18 protein-coding genes are annotated in these 17800 nt (G+C 43.9%); all 18 read left to right on the top strand.

The genetic code is table 11. The features are described from left to right. Positions 1-6: 6 nt before the first annotated feature. The 18 genes from NSS66_RS07520 (at position 7) to NSS66_RS07435 (ending at position 17781) form a co-directional block, all read left to right on the top strand. On the top strand, positions 7-1311 hold the full coding sequence (locus NSS66_RS07520; RefSeq protein ID WP_340958684.1) for a hypothetical protein: 1305 nt from the start codon (positions 7-9) through the stop codon (positions 1309-1311). Positions 1312-1313: 2 nt separating this feature from the next. Further along, complete coding sequence (locus NSS66_RS07515; protein ID WP_340958683.1) at positions 1314-1694, top strand: head decoration protein; 381 nt, start codon at positions 1314-1316, stop codon at positions 1692-1694. Positions 1695-1709: 15 nt separating this feature from the next. Then, a complete protein-coding gene (locus NSS66_RS07510) occupies positions 1710-2723 on the top strand; it encodes a major capsid protein (protein WP_016822040.1) in 1014 nt (337 codons plus the stop codon). 17 nt (positions 2724-2740) lie between these two features. Then, the gene (locus NSS66_RS07505) at positions 2741-3130 is read left to right on the top strand and encodes a hypothetical protein (RefSeq protein WP_340958681.1); all 390 of its coding nucleotides are present in this window, start codon (positions 2741-2743) and stop codon (positions 3128-3130) included. Next, positions 3120-3557, top strand: coding sequence for a hypothetical protein (locus NSS66_RS07500; protein ID WP_076158386.1), 438 nt, complete (start codon positions 3120-3122; stop codon positions 3555-3557). The genes NSS66_RS07505 and NSS66_RS07500 overlap by 11 nt, the downstream gene beginning before the upstream one ends. After that, positions 3557-4132 (top strand): hypothetical protein, encoded by a 576-nt coding sequence (locus NSS66_RS07495; protein WP_340958680.1) that lies wholly within the window; start codon positions 3557-3559, stop codon positions 4130-4132. Before NSS66_RS07500 ends, NSS66_RS07495 begins: the two co-directional genes overlap by 1 nt. Beyond that, complete coding sequence (locus NSS66_RS07490) at positions 4129-4710, top strand: hypothetical protein (RefSeq protein ID WP_340958679.1); 582 nt, start codon at positions 4129-4131, stop codon at positions 4708-4710. Before NSS66_RS07495 ends, NSS66_RS07490 begins: the two co-directional genes overlap by 4 nt. Then, positions 4707-5141: a hypothetical protein gene (locus tag NSS66_RS07485; RefSeq protein ID WP_340958677.1), complete on the top strand. Its 435-nt coding sequence runs from the start codon at positions 4707-4709 to the stop codon at positions 5139-5141. Before NSS66_RS07490 ends, NSS66_RS07485 begins: the two co-directional genes overlap by 4 nt. A gap of 11 nt (positions 5142-5152) precedes the next feature. Further along, positions 5153-5599 (top strand): hypothetical protein, encoded by a 447-nt coding sequence (locus NSS66_RS07480; RefSeq protein ID WP_076264654.1) that lies wholly within the window; start codon positions 5153-5155, stop codon positions 5597-5599. A 45-nt stretch (positions 5600-5644) separates the two neighbouring features. Next, complete coding sequence (locus NSS66_RS07475; RefSeq protein ID WP_340958675.1) at positions 5645-6433, top strand: hypothetical protein; 789 nt, start codon at positions 5645-5647, stop codon at positions 6431-6433. Between the two features lie 64 nt (positions 6434-6497). Further along, entirely contained in the window at positions 6498-6836 is a 339-nt protein-coding gene (locus NSS66_RS07470; RefSeq protein ID WP_340958672.1) for a hypothetical protein, read from the top strand. A gap of 142 nt (positions 6837-6978) precedes the next feature. Next, on the top strand, positions 6979-7122 hold the full coding sequence (locus tag NSS66_RS07465) for a hypothetical protein (protein WP_167518779.1): 144 nt from the start codon (positions 6979-6981) through the stop codon (positions 7120-7122). An 89-nt stretch (positions 7123-7211) separates the two neighbouring features. Continuing rightward, positions 7212-12614 carry a phage tail tape measure protein gene (locus NSS66_RS07460; protein WP_340958671.1) on the top strand — a complete coding sequence of 1801 codons (5403 nt, stop codon included), beginning with the start codon at positions 7212-7214 and terminating at the stop codon, positions 12612-12614. Beyond that, complete coding sequence (locus NSS66_RS07455; protein ID WP_340958670.1) at positions 12615-13169, top strand: phage tail domain-containing protein; 555 nt, start codon at positions 12615-12617, stop codon at positions 13167-13169. A gap of 12 nt (positions 13170-13181) precedes the next feature. Next, the gene (locus tag NSS66_RS07450) at positions 13182-13592 is read left to right on the top strand and encodes a phage tail fiber protein (protein WP_061829304.1); all 411 of its coding nucleotides are present in this window, start codon (positions 13182-13184) and stop codon (positions 13590-13592) included. A gap of 9 nt (positions 13593-13601) precedes the next feature. After that, positions 13602-14969 carry a right-handed parallel beta-helix repeat-containing protein gene (locus NSS66_RS07445; RefSeq protein ID WP_340958668.1) on the top strand — a complete coding sequence of 456 codons (1368 nt, stop codon included), beginning with the start codon at positions 13602-13604 and terminating at the stop codon, positions 14967-14969. 16 nt (positions 14970-14985) lie between these two features. Then, positions 14986-15624, top strand: a complete 639-nt coding sequence (locus NSS66_RS07440) for a phage distal tail protein (protein ID WP_340958667.1) — start codon at positions 14986-14988, stop codon at positions 15622-15624. Positions 15625-15636: 12 nt separating this feature from the next. Further along, positions 15637-17781 carry a phage tail protein gene (locus NSS66_RS07435; RefSeq protein WP_340958665.1) on the top strand — a complete coding sequence of 715 codons (2145 nt, stop codon included), beginning with the start codon at positions 15637-15639 and terminating at the stop codon, positions 17779-17781. Positions 17782-17800 lie beyond the last annotated feature (19 nt).

Raw genomic sequence — 17800 nt, 5'->3', positions numbered from 1 at the left:
AACATTATGGCAAAACCTACACCGGAACAACTGGTAAAGATCAATCAAAAAGCATTGGTCCCATTGACCGATGAACAAACTCATGTGTTTCAAGCAAGAATCATTGGAACCAAGCGTATTGATAAGTACAAAATGAAGATTACCCCAAACTTCCTACGCAAAATGGCAGATCAAGTTAAAGAGGGAGTCGCCTTGCTGGTTGACCATCCGTGGCAGAAGTGGGAAGCCTTATCTTTCCCGTATGGCAGAACTTTTGACAGCCGGATTATCGAAGAGGGAGGGGAACTGGAACTCTATGGTGATCATTACATGGCAAAAGGGCTAGAGGCTGATGGAATCTCAACAGATCAACTAGCTACTGGTATTGATTCAGGAACTATATTTGACACCTCGGCGGGATTTGTAACAACAAAGCATGTGTGTGGTATCTGCGGTGGTGATTATTACGGACCTTCAGCATGCTCTCACGTACGTGGGCAAATGTATGATGACAAAGAGTGTCTTGTTCTAGCTGATGATGGATACATCATGGAAAATTCCATTGTATTTGATGGAGGATATGAAGGCGCTGGAATAACACGTGAATCTCTTTCGATGAAACAACATAGTGAAGCTGAGCAGCAGCGACAAACTGAATATGAACCACTACCTTTAGATGCGAAGTCGCTTGATGGCGATGAACGCGTCTTTTATTTTTTCAGCAACAAAGGCGGCATGTCCGCTTTTGTATCTAAACAGCATCAAACAAAAGAACAGGCCAACACACTGGCCCAAGGAGATGACACTATGAATGAAGAACAAAAAGCTGCTTTGGCAGCAGCACAAACCCAAGCAACTGCTCTGGCAGCGGCTAATGGTGTGCTTGGACAAGTACGGGTTGCATTGGGCATTGAGAGTGATGCAGAAATTCCAGCGAAGCTTACTGCACTGAGTGCTCAAGCTGCTGACGGAGCGATGTACAAGGTAAAGGTCACTGAACAAGCATGTGGAGCTGGCGTCCGTGCTCTTGGTGAAGCCTTTAATGTAGAAGCTATGAAAACTGCATTAGCTAATTCGCCGATATCTGAAATTGAAAAGATCGGCGCAATGTATGAAGCGCAGGCACAAGCTGCTTTGGGTGGTGGTGGTCGCCATACACAAGGTGAAGATGTAAACCTTCCTGAGGGAGCGCTGAATGGAACACCACCAACTAACTCACAAAATGATGGTGGCGAGAAAACGCCAGAACAACTTAAAGCATTGGCTCGTGAAGAAGCTCGGGCGGCACTTAAGAATACAGGCAGAGGTAATCTGCTGAAGGAGGATAAATAATTATGATGCAATCTCAGTATAATGGTGCTCCTGGTCCCGGTCAGCTTATTACTCAAGAGTTTACGGAGGTTCTAGCATCTACTGATCTTCAAGCTAAACTACCAGGAGGGATTTTGCTGAAACAAGGGCAAGGAATGCTGAAAAAAGGTACGGTTATCGGCAAGATAACAGCAGCAGGAGCGGATAAGGATAAAGCGGTAGCTTATAGTTCCTCAGCAACCAACGGCTCCGAAGTAGCTTTGTGCATCCTTGATAATGATCATGACACAACACTTTCTGATATTGGCGCATCTGCGTGGATTGCAGGTATTTTTGATTCATCCAAATTGACTGGCTTAGATACAGCAGCTAAAACAGCGCTGAAGCTTTGCTACTTTGTATAAGGGGGATAAACACACATGGCAAACGTACTTGATCCATATTTCCTTACAGAAGTCGTTCAGAACATCCGAACGGATATTAACAGCTTTCGAGGGGCACAACTGCTAACCAATGGAGTTGACTTCAAACCGGAACTTGGACTCACTATTGAATATGACATCACCTATGACGACACAGGTATGACGCCACCTACTGGATTGAATGATCCTTCACCTATTCATACTCCACCTGTGGTGAAACACATGAACTTCACGAACCAAGAATGGAGAGAAAAGGTTGTTATCGACCGTGAAAAGATTGCTACTTTGAGAAAGCCAGGCAACAGTCTTGAGCAAAAGTGGGGCGAAGAATACATGATTGAGAAAATGGTTGGTCTGAACCTTCGCCTCGAGACACGGTTTGAGTGGATGAGATGGCAGTCATTAACGGGAAAACTTATTGTACCAGCCACATCCACCAAACCAGCCAGAACGATTGACTATGGTGTTCCAGCTAATAACAAGCCAACAGCATCCGTATTGTGGAGTAATACCGAAACAGCAGATCCATTGGCTGATTTGGATGGCTGGTCACTTCGATTCCGAGGAAGTGGGGCTCGTCCTGTTAAAATTATTGTTAATAAGAAAGTCGATATCTATTTGAAGCAGAATGCTAAAATCCGCGAATTGATCAAGTACACTTTTGGTAAAGATGTTGTCACTGACGGTTCGCTTGCTGAAATTGTCAGCCAAAATTTGAATGGTCTTAAGTATGAAGTTTACGATGGTGGTTACATTGATGACTCTGGCGTATTCTACCCGTTCATTCCAGATAATGCAGTAATCATAATCGGCCAAGGTATGACAGGCTCAATTATGGATCTTGTAACCGGCCCGAATAACTATGAAGACATTTTCACTGGTCATACAGGAAAGTTTGCACTGACTAAGTTGATCCAAGGAGACCCCGATCAATGGCAAGCCATCAATGGTGCAACAGTGCTACCGCGTCTGAAATACGTTAACTGGCATATCTTCGCAACAGTGGCGTAAGGGAGGAGATCGAATTTATGACAACTGTAAGAGTATTGGTTGATGCTGTTGGGCAATACAATTCGGGGGACATCGTAACAGATGCCCCTGATGGTCTTGTAGATATCGCAAAGAAAGAAATCCGTAATGCGGCAAGTGGACAATTGCTTGCGGAGATTGTAGATGGTAATGGGGCTCTTGATGGTTCTCCTTCAGAACGGGAGTTGCAACTTCAGGCCGAATTAGAACAGTCCAAAGCGCGAGAAGCAGAATTACTTGAGCAAATTGATATTCTTCAGTCCGATGGTGAGTTGAAAGAATTGAAAGCCTCAGCTAAGGAATTGAAAATACCCGGATACACCAAAATGAGTATTGAAGAATTGAAACAGGCTATTAGTGCTGCAGGCGGTGCAGCAGATGGCAACTAATAAGATACTCACTACAGAAACATATCACGAGGAGATTAGAGGGCGTCTAGGCGTTGGTGAGGATGTAATATCCGATGCTGACATAGACGCTCTTTCTGTTTTGCCCATTGGAGAATCGAGGATTGTAAAAGCCGTTCCTGATTATGCTGAGTTAACTGGTGATGATCAAACTTATGTGTATGCAGCAGCCGTTTGTATGGTTGCTGCCATACTGGCCCCTTCCATGACAGCGAGAATCAAGAAGTCTAAAAAGGACTTTGACTTCTCTTTTGAAAATCAGGTTGTTGATTGGAAAAAGTACGCTGTTCAGCTTGTTGATGAAGCCTATGAGTTTATCGAGTCCATATCAACAGTGCAGCAGGGGACAAATGTTCCGGTATTCGGTGTAGCGGGGCCAACACGGACGAAAGAAGGGCGGCGTTACTGATGTTTAAAGATTTTGCCCATCGGCATTCACCATGTACCGTAAACGGCGAACCGGACATTGTCATTCTGTCCCGAGATACCAAGGCGACAACGATCATTGGCAAAGAATATATGTACAATGGTCTGTTTTCATCGAAATCACCTGTAAAGCAGGGAGATATAGTCCAGAATGACGATCATTTTTTAGTTCAGACATTGCGTCCAACAACGGAGAAAGATAAATATTGCTCTCTGATTAAAACGAACGCCATGGTCGAGGTGCAAAGATACCAGCAAGCTTACGATGTAAACGATAATCCGGTGGGCGATGCGGAATTCACGTCGGTCGCTGCTGATGTTGTTTGCTTTACACAGTATGTTACAGCACAATTGCGACAACAGGAGCCGGGCTTGCTGCCGAGTACCGTGTTTACCTTGCAGTTACAGACGACAGTCGATGTAAGAGACCCTCAAGACTCAAGTCTATCCGCGCCTGACCGGATTGTAATGGGCGGGAAGACATACCAGGTAGATGTGGTAGATAGGATAAAGTATCCTAATCTGCTGCATGTCCAGCTTTCAGAGGACCGCCGATGATTACAGGGTATGATTCAGCGAAAGCGGCGAAGGATCTGGAGAATAAGCTCGCTGTTGAAATTACCGGGCTAACGAAACTGGTCATGCTGACAGCCAAAAGCGGCATACGGTACTGTCCGGCAGTTCGGGACCATTTGGAAATGCACATGTTTGTACTTGCTAATCAAATGATTTCAGGAGATATAATCGCGGACTATTGGCAGGCATGGCTTGAACAGTTTGGCAAAGGGTCCAAGATGGCAGACAGCAGTCAAAACCCCGGATTGGTGACCTATATGAACAGTGAAGCATGGAACCGACTGAGGTCCAAAGGTGATCGTGTTATTGTAGGTCGTTCCCGTGGAAAGTACCGGGCAATTGACGGAACAATGAAGGAATCAGGCGGGGGCTATGCTGGGGTGGACTTGGAAGAGCTCGCGGAGCGTGGTGAAATTGATCCTTCATTCAGGGCCACACCGCCAACCTACTTTTTGCGTATTGCAATCCAATCCAACCGGAAACGTATTTTGGAAGGCATTAGCCGTGTAATAACTGAGTTTCCGTATCACAGATACTTCAAGGAGGAGGTAAAGGAGTGAGCCTACAACTTATTGATGCTGTTCAGAATGCTTTAAAAGCAGATTCGGAACTTATGAGCATGCTGAAGCTTACTCCTTCATCACTCTCTGCTGAGGTAGTAAAGCGATTTACGAAAGGCATGGAGCCTGAGATAACGGTTTCTAAGGACACAGTTCCACATATCTGCCAATATGTCATGCCGGGACGATACGCCACTAATCCACTGGTGTTCGAGGGTAAATTCTGTATTGATTTCTACGGTAAAACAGCCTATGAAGCGAAGCTGTTGTTTGAACGTTCATTCAAGATTCTGCATGACAGACGACTGACTGCTCAGAGCTTTGCTTCATATCTGTGTGTTCTAACCTATGACGCAGACTTTGCTACTGGTATACAAGGGGCCAAGGGGTACAAAGCAATTTTCGATGTTGATTACTTGAGAATGAATTGAGGTGAACTAAATTGACAGAAGAAGCAGTATGGAAAGCAACGGGAAGATCCGGTGATCACAATGGCGTTAACCATGTTGAATATGAGTTGCTTGATTCAGCGCAAAAGCGAGTTTCCTTGGCTAAAACAAATGTGTCCAGCATTGAAAAAGATGGGGTTAAAATTGAACCGGATGACCAAGAAACTCTATGGTTTAGCGAATCAAATGCAACCAAAAAGTACAAATTTAATGTAGTTACTCTTGCTGGTTTAACTTATGAAGCCGAATTGAATTGGACTCAACCTAATCCTCCTAAACCAGAACCTACCGAGTGGGATACGCTGATTGCTGAAAAAATCACGCTTGCTAAGGGATTAGGTATTATGGGTGTCTGGTATCCAAAACAGGGTTACAAGCTAACCAAAGAATACAGTCGCATTGGAGAAATTGATAAGCGTTTATGGGAACTGGTCAAATAAGCTGACCAGTTTTTTTATGTTCACACATAAGGAGGATGAAACTATATGCAACCTTTAGTATTTGATGGTGTGGGGTCAGCGCAGGTTTATGAAGAAGGCGGAAGGCTCAAGTTTCTAGACGACAAAATCACTAAAGTAACTTTACAATTACAGTTTGATTGGGACAAAGTAATGGGCGGCGATAGTGGGTACGCATTCCACTACACTGCTAAGGATTTAGGGGATAAAGCCTCTATGGAGGTTCCTCGCTACTCTGATATTTTGGCTGAACTGTCTCAAGGGGCTGAATCGGAAAAAGGAACAGTTCAATTTGATGAAGTAGAACAAGGGTTTTTAGATGCAACTGATGGCTACAAGTTAAAGGCTCCAACGAAGTATAACGGAACCTTTGTAAATAAGAGTGACCGGGTTTATTTAAAAGATACTGACACAGGTGAACTAGCTGAGTTGACTCGTGTTGCATCTGCCCCAACAGCAGAGCAGTACGTAATTACTGCTGATGGGAAAATCACATCTGATGTTGTAAACGAAGGGAAATTAATCACCGTTACGTTCAAATGGTCAAAGGAGAATGCTACAAGAAGTAGCTTAAGCGGTAAACGCCGTCCGAAACCATTTAAACTGGTACATCGCTTTTCATTAACCGATGATCGGAACGGCAAAGAAGTCCCTTGCCAGCTCACTATTTGGAAGGCTCTCGGCGGTGGGACTTTGGACGTGTCCCAAGAGCGCAAAAAGCCAACCACCAATACATTGGCACTAGAGATTATGGAGCCGGATATCACGCCAGAGAATCCTAATCGATATGCAGTAGAAATCATTTTCGGTATCTAATCAATTACTAACTTAACCCCCTATCGCTCAGGTAGGGGGTTACATACATTGAGGAGGAAATTTAATGAGTACAGACAAACAGTTGGATAAAACACTTAATATCGGGACGGAAATCCCTCTTGGTGAGGGAATAGTAAAACACGTTAAAATCGGAACTATTGCTCTGATCCGTCAGGTGCGGCAACTTATGAGTGGAAATGAGTATAAGTTCTCTTTTTCAATTGGACGTGAAAAATGGGATGCCACAGAAGATCGAGCCGAGGTCGATTGGCCTAAAGTTGAGGCATTGCATAAGGAAGCCTTTAATCTTGTGTTGGTAGAAGGACTGACGGAGGAAGAATACGAGAATGTAAACGAAGAGGGCATTAAGGAGTTGGACGGCCTCTTAGAACGATTTCTATAAGGAGTCGTTTCCACCTGATGAAGATTATGAGCCTGACGACGAAGGCGACCAAGAGGTTACTGAGGATGATCGGGAAACGGACTGGATAGAACTTTGGGCTTTATGCGTGAGTAATGGTATTTCTGATTCAGAGTGGCCTAATATGACCATTCCAAAGATTAGAGCGCTCATGAAAGCCAAGAACAGAAACCGGGAATTTGAAATCATTCTTCACGGTGGCAATGTGGAAAACAAAAAGCCGAAGAAGGTCAAGACGTTATCTGATCTTGGTTTCTTCGCCAAGTAAATTAAGAGGCATCCGCAATCATGCAGGATGCCTCTTTTTCTGTATTTAGGTCAGGAAACTTTTCCTGAACCATTTGTGAGGTGAGTTAAGTGGCAGACTTAAATAAGGACGTAGTAGGCGCACGAATAAACCTGGATACCAGCAAGATATTACCTGCATTCAAGGTTATCGACAATGGAGCAAGAGCCAATGCTGAATCGTTTAAACTTCTAAATGCTGAATTAGGAATCAGCGAGAAAAATTTCAAATCCTTAGCCAGTAGTGCGGATAAGTTTGCTTTGAGTGCAGAAGACAGACGGAAGAAGATTCTCGCTGAATCCGAAGCTCTTGTAAAGCAGCGTACTGCACAGGCAGAATTAAATAATGCTCGGAAGAATCAACTGGACCAGGCGAATAAGATAACCGACGATAAACTCAGAGCACAGCAGGCCATTGTAAAAAAGCGTGAGGATGCAATTGAGCAGCAGGAACGAGAGCATCTAAAACGGATGGAGGCCCTTCAAAATAAGGCGACATCAACCGGACAGAAAGCCGCTAAAGTTTCAGGGGTAGGAACGGATGATAAGACGCGTGAACGTGTCCTCATGCAAGAACAGGCTATCCGTATGAAGTTGCAACAAATGGCGGATAAGGAAGCACAACAAGCAAGGAAGAACGCTCAGGATTATGAGAAGTTCTGGATAAACGCTCTGCGTGCTAGAGAACAGAAAGAAGCACAGGTTCGCGAAAAGGTGCTTCAAGAAGAACAGAAGATCCGTCGTTCACTGAGCCAAACCGAAGCACAGATGAAACAGACCTTCACTACAACGCCTAATTGGATGAGCCGAGTAGGAGACATGGCTACGCATGCGCTTGTATTCAACACAATGTATGCAGCCATGCACAAAGTGCAGGAAGCACTTAAAGAAGGATTGGTTGGGATAGAATCCAACATGGCGGGTTATATCCAAACAAACGAACATTACTTTTTAGAATATAACGAAGGCACTAAAGAAATGGTTATGAATACTGAAAAGCTTCATGACCAAACAACCAAATTTATTCGAACGGCTCATGATCTTGGCTCGGAAATCATGGATGTTACCGAATCAGCACGTCTTTGGGGCCGGATGTATAAGGATGCAGGCGTTGTTCAGGAGATGGTACGTAAGTCAACAATGCTCAGTACGGTTGACCTTGTATCCTTGGAAGATGCGACAAAATCAATGGAGTCTACATTTGCTCAGTATGGCGTGCAAATCAAGGACAGTAATGACGCTATGGTGCTGGGTGGGCGCGTTCTGGATTCTTGGTCCAAGGTTGCCCATGATACGATGGCACCAGCTAAAGACTTGGGAGCAGCCTTCGAGCGTACAGGTAAGATTGCTGCTGAAACAGGCGTAAGCTTCGACTTCATGAACGGTCTTATTTCAGCCGGTGTACGTAACACAGCGCTCTCTGGTGAAAATCTCGGTAACATGTGGAAGACAGTCTTGGGTACGATTCGTACCGACAAGGCTGTGGGAGAAATTGAACGCTTGGGCGTTGCAACCAAGGAAGTTGTTAATGGATCAGAGCAATGGAGAAAAGCAGAAGATATCTTGTTGGATCTTTCTACTAAAGTAATCGACAAAAACTATGACCTTACAAAGTCATATGCAGATATCTCTCGCGGCGTGTATCAGTATGCCAAATTGGCAGCTTCCCTTAATGCCGGGGATATTTTACTTGGTACAGCAGCCTCTATAGGCTCAACCGGATCGACAATGGAATACCTGAAGGTTCAAATGGATACTATTCAGCGTAAAGCAGCACAAACCAAGGCATCTTTGCTTGAGATATTTAACAATGCAGGCGACGACGGGCTAAGAAGAATGATCAAGAATGTCTTGGACGCGATTGACCAACTGCTTATTGGCCTTACCAAAGTACCGTCTGGTGTGTTTGAGGGTACGGCAGCTATTGGAGGTTTACTTCTAGCTTATAAAGCCCTCAGCGGGCCAATTATGAATGTAGTAGCTGCTGTGAAAGTACTTACAACAGCTAAGGTTGCAGAAACGGTGGCTGTTGCTGCCAACACTACAGCCAATGAAGTGAATATTGTTTCTTCTCAAGGAGCAACATTGTCTACCGTCCAACGTAGCGCAGCAACTCAGGCATCCACTGCTGCAACAACAGAGGCAACAATTGCAACTACAGCTATGACTAGGGCGCAAGCGTTATCCACTGTAACGATGGCTGCTGCTACAGCAGGTTTGACTTTGCTGGCTGGGGCAATTGCTCTTGTCATTTGGGAAAGTGGAAAAGAAGAAAAAGCAGCGCGTGAAAGAGCGCAAAACTTGAAAGATGAAGATTCGGCAGCTCAACAAATGATAAGTCAGTATCAGCGACAAATTGACTTGCTTCCCAAACTTGTTAATGCTCATAAATCGCTTTCTGATTCGCTTAAAATTAGCGGTACCTCAATCGAGAGGCAAACTCAAATAAAAAAACAACTGGAAGAGGTCACAAAAGCATTAATTATAACAGTAGGCAAGGATGGAGCTAAACAGCTTGAATCCGCTAACTTTAGTGAAAAGGCCGTACAAATACAAGTTGACGCTTTGAACACACTGATTACAAAGCAAAATGAAGCGCGAAAGAACATGCTTACCGATCAACAAAATGAGATTAACAATCAGTTGAAAAAGAACACCGAAGAATTGGAGCAAACAAAAGAGAAACTCCTTAAAGTTAAAGACAGCCTAGCTTCACAAATGGGAGAGTTCTTTAAAAACGTTTTTACTGGAAAGAGTTTGGACGAAGCTTCTAACTCCGTTCAGCTGCTCCAGGACGAAGTAAATGGTTTAGAGAAGGAGAACCATAAACTTGCTGCCTCTGCCGCTGAAGTCGCAGTGCAGCTAGGCCAAGTTGCAGTTGATGCGGTTGATCAATTTGCAGGGAAGTCGGGTACAGCAGCTGAAAGTGCCAAAGCTCAGGCGGAAGCATTAGCAGATTTAAGAGAGCAAATTCAAGGCAATGGCACTGCTGTATCTGAGATGAATAATCTCTTGAGCGACCTTTCAAAAGGACAGTCTCTCAACGCCGCTGCTGCCACGGACCTAATATTAAAATATCCTCAACTTGCAGCAGAGATATATAAGACGAGCGATGGATGGAAGTTTGAAAAAGATGCTGTGGAAGTTCTCCGAAAAGCAAAAATTCAGAAAGCAATCGACGATTTGAAATCCGAGAAGGCTTCAGCGTTTAACACAAAAGTATCCACCGATGAACGATTAAAAGCTTATAGCATTGAAGCAGAGGCTATTAGAAATTTAGCTCAATTAAAAGCTGCTCTTAATGGTGTGATGGCTCAGAGTTCGTTGGAGGTTGCGAAAAGACAAACTGAACTTAATAGCATGACTGGCATTAGATCAGTTTTAAACGCTCCTTTCAAGAATCAACTTGATGTTGATAAGAAAAAACTGGATAACAAAAAAAAGCTTGATGAAATATACACTGAATATGAAAATCAAGCAAAATCCTTTGACACTCGGATTAACGCTTTATCGAAGCTCTACAAAGATCCTAAATTTGGAGTTAGTGATTCATCAAGCAAAGATAAAAAAGGGGGAAAAGGAAAGAGTGATGCAGAAAAATCGGCTGAAAAAGCAGCCAAGGAAGCTGCTGAGGCTCGTAAGGATTCTTACAGCGATGATATGGACAACTTCAAGTACATCGCTGAACGAAATGAATGGTCTATAGATCAACAGATAGCTGGATATAAACGCTTGGGGCAGCGGCATAAGCAATTCCTCACGGAAGACAAGGATGCCTTAAAGCAGTGGGGACGAGACATTCAGAAATTGAATGATTCTCGCTACGAAGAAGATGTCGCCAACCTAGAAAAGAAAAACGAACGCATGCGGCAGGCCAACAAGCAAGAAATCGAAATGACCAGATCATCTCTTGATTTCTATACCAAAGAACAAAATAAAGCCTACCTGCTGCCAGCAAACCGGAGAGATATCCAAAAGCAAATTTACGATCTTACTGTCAAGTACAATGAGCTTCGATATCAAAATTCAGAAAAATGGATTGATAAAGAGACTTCCAAAATGGAAATGGCAGGACAAGGCCAAATTGCTATTTTAAAAATGGAATACGATGCTTATATCCGCATGAGTAAGGCTAAAGATCGTACCGCCGAACAGAGTTTTGAATTACAACAGAAAATCTATGAGAAGCGCAAGGCATTGGAAGATGAATTCCTATCCGATTTTCAGAAACGTATTAATTACCAAAAAAGCATGGAAGCCATTTCTGTTTCTGATCAGCTCAATGCATGGACAAAAATGCAGGCTCTTTATAAAGAGGGATCAGAGCAACGCATGGAAATTGATGTACAGGTCCATGACTTGAAGAAGCAACTTTTGGAGGATCAGAAGAAGGCCGCTACTGAAACTGCCAAGAAGGAAAAGGAAACGCTTGAAAAGACTCGTGATGAGGAAGTCAAACGGATTGAAGCGGAGCGGGATGCTTTTGTCGAAGCTCAGGATGCTAAAATCAAGGCCATAGACGACTTGCTTGCCAAGATGCAAACCGCGAATGAAGACGAGGACTATGATCGTGCTATGGCGGAGAAACAAGCACGTCTTGCCTTGCTCCAATCCGCCGTTGGTCCCGAGGGTATCGCTGAGCGCAAACAAACCGAGAAAGACATTGAGGATATGCAACGGGAACATAACCGGACGCTGGCAAAGCGTGGCTTGGAGGACCAAAAGAAACAGCTTCAAGATGAGAAGACTGAGCGAGAAAAGGATTACAATGACCAGATTGAAGCAGCAAAACAGCACTATGATGAACTCACCAGTAAGTTCGATGAGTATTCAGATGGCGTTGAATCCAAATCCGAAGATCTGAAAAATACGCAGATTTCAAAGGAATCTGAGAAGAACGCAGAAATCTTGCGCCAGTTGGATCAATTCATCTTAGACTATCAGATGAAAATGGCTGAAATCAATGCTACTTCAATATCTGCTTCCTTGGATACTGGATCTTCATTTTCACAAAAGGATAGCGACCTGGAGCGATACAATTCCAATATTGATAAATGGTACTCGGCAGGCACCGCCGAGAAAGCCAAGCTGCATGAGGAGAATGCTGCTCTACGGAATAAATATGGCATCAAGAAGGACACAGGCAAGCTTCAAAAATTCCATTCTGGTGGGATCGTCCAAGGGGACCGGGGCGCAGAGGTTCCAGTAATCGCAAGAGCCGGTGAAATGTATCTGAACGATCAACAGCAAAGTAACCTGTTTAACCTCATAAGTTTCAAAATGCCAAGGCTTGATTTCTCTATGCCGAGTTTCTCTATGGCTTCGGGGGATGGGACAAATCCGCAGTATAACAACAATTACTACACAGTAACTTCAGGAGATACTTATATTGAAGACGAATCCGCAGCAAAGGTATTTTGGACCGAAAGGGACAACCTGGTGCGAAGACTGCAAGCGAGGGGAGGTAAATCCTAAATGATTGAGGCTACTGCTGACGGTAAGTCGTTCAGTTCCATTGGGTTAGGGCTTAAAAAGCATAACATACCCGTTTTGCCACCGACAAAGGATAACAGTCTTGAGATTGCTGAACGGGATGGAGAACTAGATTTTGGTAGTACCTATGGAGCACGGATAATTCCCCTTGAATGTGTGATTATGGCTGATGATACAACCCTTGATTACCATAGGAGAGTCGCCCAAGTGGCGGCTCTTTTTAATGCCAAAAAAGGGGATATTGTATTCACGTTTTCAGACTTACCAGGAAGGCGATATATCGGGCGCTATGCCGGAACCTTAGATATCGAAAAAATACTTTGGGATGGAGAGTTAACCATACCAATCAAAATGGGTGAACATCCGTTTCCCGAGAGTGAGGAGAACATTAAAGAGGTGACCATCACACAGTCGCCGCAAACCGTTTCAGTTACGTCAATTGGAGACGAACGGGTAAGTCCTGTTATCGTTCTGACCAACATTGGTGAAAACGACATACGAAATTTTCGAATTGCAAATGAATATCTAATTGAGTAGGGGGTCTTTACATTGGCGGACATACTTTTAAGTAAAAGTAATTGGTGGAAAACGGCCTGTATTAATGCAGCCTTAAGGGGAACAAACTTTACAGCCCCTCAGACCGTATATATCGCCCTATACACAAGCAATCCAACGGATGCAGATACAGGACAGGAAGTGATGGGAGGCGGATATGTACGGCGTGCTGTAACGTTTGATGCACCGGTCATTGCGGACCGTAGGGCAGTTGCAGCCAGTTCGGCAGATGTATCTTTCCCGATTGCAACGGCTGATTGGGGCTTGGTTACCCATATTGGTATTCGCACCGCAGCAACAGGGGGCAATCTAATGTATCACGGAGCCGTGAAAACGCCGCGTACAGTCCAAACTAATGACACACTTCGTTTTATGTCTGGTCAGATTTCGATTGACGAGGGGTAGGGAATAATTATGGAAAAAATGTACGCTCCAGTAGCAAATTCACCACGGACTGAACTGGCTGAAATCATTAACGCGACTCAGACCGAAATCAAGGTAACCAACGCTGCTGTATTGCTTCAAGGTGAGGGTATAGCGGTTGTAGGCAATGGGGATGTAGCGGAAACGATCACATATACTAGCATAGAAGATAACACGCTTAAAGGCTGTATGCGCGGGTTTGAAGGTGTAGCGCGTGCTTGGGCATCCGGGACTGTGGTGGCACGTAATTTTACCGCGTCCGACTTGCGAGCAATACAAAAAAACATTGGAGCCATTGACGATAAATTACAAGGCATGGAGCTAACGGATGCCTTTATATATTACGTGGATGCTGTTAACGGTTCAGACTCTAATGATGGTCTGACTAAGGCCAAGGCATTCAAGACCATTGCCAAAGCAGTAAGCGTCATGAAGCCTATAAGCCTGTCCCGGTTCTCCATTGTGCTGTTACCAGGAACGTATGATGAAGATGTTGAGATGAAGCACAAGCTGCGTGCTCAGACGCTGGAACTAAAGGGAGAAACAGAAGATGCTAGCTTATACAAGGTTAAATCTGTCACATTAGACAATTTTACAAACCGTGCAGGCATCTACAACATGACAATCACAACAACTGAAAAGGTTGGTATATCTCTGGTCTATTGTAATCGAACTTTGATCGAAAACGTCGTTATTGAAGGTGCTTCCGCAAGCCAGCACGGTATTAGTAGCTATGATGCTAATGCACGGATCGTAAACTGTAAAATATCGAATCGCAATATCGGCATTGCAGCAGATGCCCGTTCTTGGTTCTATATCGAAAATTGCACAGGGTCCGGGAATGTTACAGGTATACAGTCGCAGTTGGGTTCTATTATCGTCGTGGCTGGAACTGTTCCAAAAGGTACAACGGATGAAAAGTCGCCATTATCAGGTCAAATATTCGGAAATACGCCTTTTGTGTACCTTCGAAGCGGGGGGTACACCTTGCCAGCTAATTCCGCGCCTGCTGACGTACCCGTCACTACAGTGATGGAAGACAGCTATAATATGCGCGTTGGAAACACGGTGCTTATTAGTAAAAGCGGCTGGTATCACATCAATTGCCTAGCCACGATAGAGAGCCTTCCAAATAATAAAATCGCTGATATAACAGTGTACAAAAATGGTAGCAACTTAACTACCCGCCAAGGAGCTGGTCTGGGTACGGGATTGGTCACATTTTTAACGATGGATGATCAACAATATCTAGCAGCAGGAGACGTAATATCATTTAAAGTCTTTCAAAGTGATACGGAAGGCCACAATGTTTATAACACTCAAATGAGGCTTACATGTATCGGGCAAAGAAGGACTTAATTTAGGAGGGAGGTCTATGTTTAATACAGGTGGATTTAATGGCCTTGCTCTTAATTCGGGCAGCTCAACGGATGGGAATGTAATAGATTTGTCCGCTCATTTATCCGGTCAGGCACAAATGTATTCCTGGCGTAAAGAGATTAGCGGGGCCGAAACTGACAATGCATTTAACCTAATGTCATTCAATGTCACGGACACAGAAACGGTCACAGAATATATATTGGACTTTAATTTAGATATGACCGCAGGCGTGGAACTTTCAGGCGAAGGCCGTGCGCAATCTGATTTTGTCCGTGAGTACACCTTGGAAGCTATGCCGATGTCTGGCGACGGACGCATAACTGATGCACAGTATACTCGTGAAATTATTCTACAAGCTTTACCTATGTCGGGAGAGGGACGATTGCAGCCTGCCGAGGCCAGCCGATTCCATACAGATTATATTGAGTTTACGGACGTATTCCGTCCTGGTGAAGTCATTACTATAGATGCAGGAAAATTCAAAATTATGAGAAATGGTCAGAACGTCTCGCATCTTTACAATGGTGATTTCTTCGATTTGAATCTCGGCAATAATAACCTGACCTGGACGGACCCAGAGACAGGGCGGACGGTTTTGTTCCGCATTACACACCGAGATAAATTCTTATATTAAGTGAGGTGGATTATGCCTACTCCAACTATGCAAGTGTTTGATAAAAATATGCGGCGCGTTGGGACACTGGTAGATTCTTACGACATTCAACGGCGGCGACGCATAAATAGCGATTATGAGCTAACCTTCATGGTTCCGATGACCAGTGAAGACTATAGAGAAAAGATAGCAATCAAAGGCCACGTTCGAGACGAGCGTGGCCAGTTTTATGTCATTCAGTCTCGTAGCCGATCACGCGAGGGGAAAAAGCTGACTGCAAATATCTACTGCAACCACATCATGTTCAAACTTAATGATTACAAGTTTCCATATGCTTCATACATTGCAGAAGCCTATGGTATCCATATCAACCAGCTTACAGACTTGATTACAGCTGCTACAGGTGGACGATTCAAGTTTGTTATCCATGACACATTTGATTTACATGATGTAAAAGACTTCGGACGTGGTACTTGTCTTGAAGCACTAAATAAGATCATTCAAATGTATGAGTGCGAGGTCGAACCAGACAACTTTACTATTAACCTGAGAAAAAAGATCGGGACTGACAACGGATTACAATATCGGCTTAAAAAGAATATCGTTTCTAGTTCCTTTAAAGATAAAGGCGAGTCCTTGGTGACCAGGATGTTCGCTCAGATGAAGGACGGGCGGACTTTTATCGGAATGGATGCATCTAAGTTGACCGATGAGGAACGGAGTTTGCTATCCAGTGTGCCGGGAACGATCGTAAACGGGAAGCTGGCTGTTAACTATTTAATTTCATCTTATGCTCAATATTGGGCCAGCGAGTCGGTTCCTTTTTACGATGGGGAAATCATTGAACAGGATATTGAAGAACCAGAAGAGTTGCTTAAGGCTACTCGAAAGGCTCTCAGGGAGCAAGAGAACGTAACACTAGAAGTTACCGTATCAACGGCTGACTTATTTAAAATTGACAATACAGAACCAGAACCGCATTTAGGTGACACGGTAATGTGTATTGACCCAGCAATGGATATGAACAAACTCAAAGCTCGGATCACAGAGCTTACAGAGTATCCATATAGCCGTGACAAACACAGCGAGCCTACCATATCCAATGTCAATTTACGTGATTATGCGGATATCATTTCTGACCTGGAGCGGAACAAAAATATTATCAATAACTTGTTTAGTAATGGAAAGATCCGAACGGAAGTATTTGAATCCTTTGCAAAGCAGGCCGTGATCGATATTGATAATTCCAAAACAGAAATCAAGTACGATCAACGGGGTATCGTCTTGCAGGATCAAACCAACGCATTGAACCAGGTCATTATGACTTCAAATGGTGTTGTCCTGACAACAGATGGAGGGAAAACGGCGAGGACAGCGATCACAGCACGCGGCGTTGTTGCTGAACAGATCGTCGGGCAGCTCGGTAATTTTGTATCCTTAGTAATTGGTAGCGGGAATAATGTCACCAAAATCAATACCAACGGAATTAGTGCAGGAAATGACGATTATACTATTGCACCGTTCAGGGTAGATATGCAGGGTGATGTAGTCGCTAGATCAATTAAGCTCACAGGCCAAATTGACAATTCAGAAATGAATGCTTCAGACATACGAGCCAGTACAGTTAATGCAAGCACAATACGTGGTAGTAAACTGATCGGTAATGAAATAGAAGGCGGTATTATTACAGGAGCTTTGTTTCGTACAGCCAGGGAAGGCAGACGCATAGAGATAAACTCCAATGGCTTGACTGCTTATAACTCAAGGGGTGGGGAGTCTATTTCTTTGGGGCAGTATAATGATGGTGGCGGGCTGCTGTTTATGGATAATGGAAGTCCAAGAGGAAGTATTTTCGGAGACTCGAACGGATTTCATGTAGGCAATATGGGCGGGGTATATATTAAGTCTACTGATGATATGGTCTATTTCAATGGAGAGATTAATTTCACTGATGCGATAGTAAACGGACTAGGGATAGATAAAATCACGCTTCTAAAACAAACTATCAGTAATTTGCAAAATGATATTTCAGAGATCCGTGGTGACTTATTTAACGGATTGATCACTAATGCTTCGTTTGATCCGAGTTCTAGAAATCTGAAACTATTTAGTCGGGGTAAAACTGTGGCTACAGTTAACATTCCTGCTGGCGGAAGTTCCAATAGTTCGACAACATAATGTTTACTGAACCTCCTAC

Source organism: Paenibacillus sp. FSL R10-2748 (assembly GCF_038005565.1).
In the GTDB taxonomy this organism is placed as follows: Bacteria; Bacillota; Bacilli; order Paenibacillales; family Paenibacillaceae; genus Paenibacillus; species Paenibacillus polymyxa_B.
The sequence above is the reverse complement of the archived record's forward strand: the minus strand, read 5'-3'. Positions and strand labels throughout refer to the sequence as shown.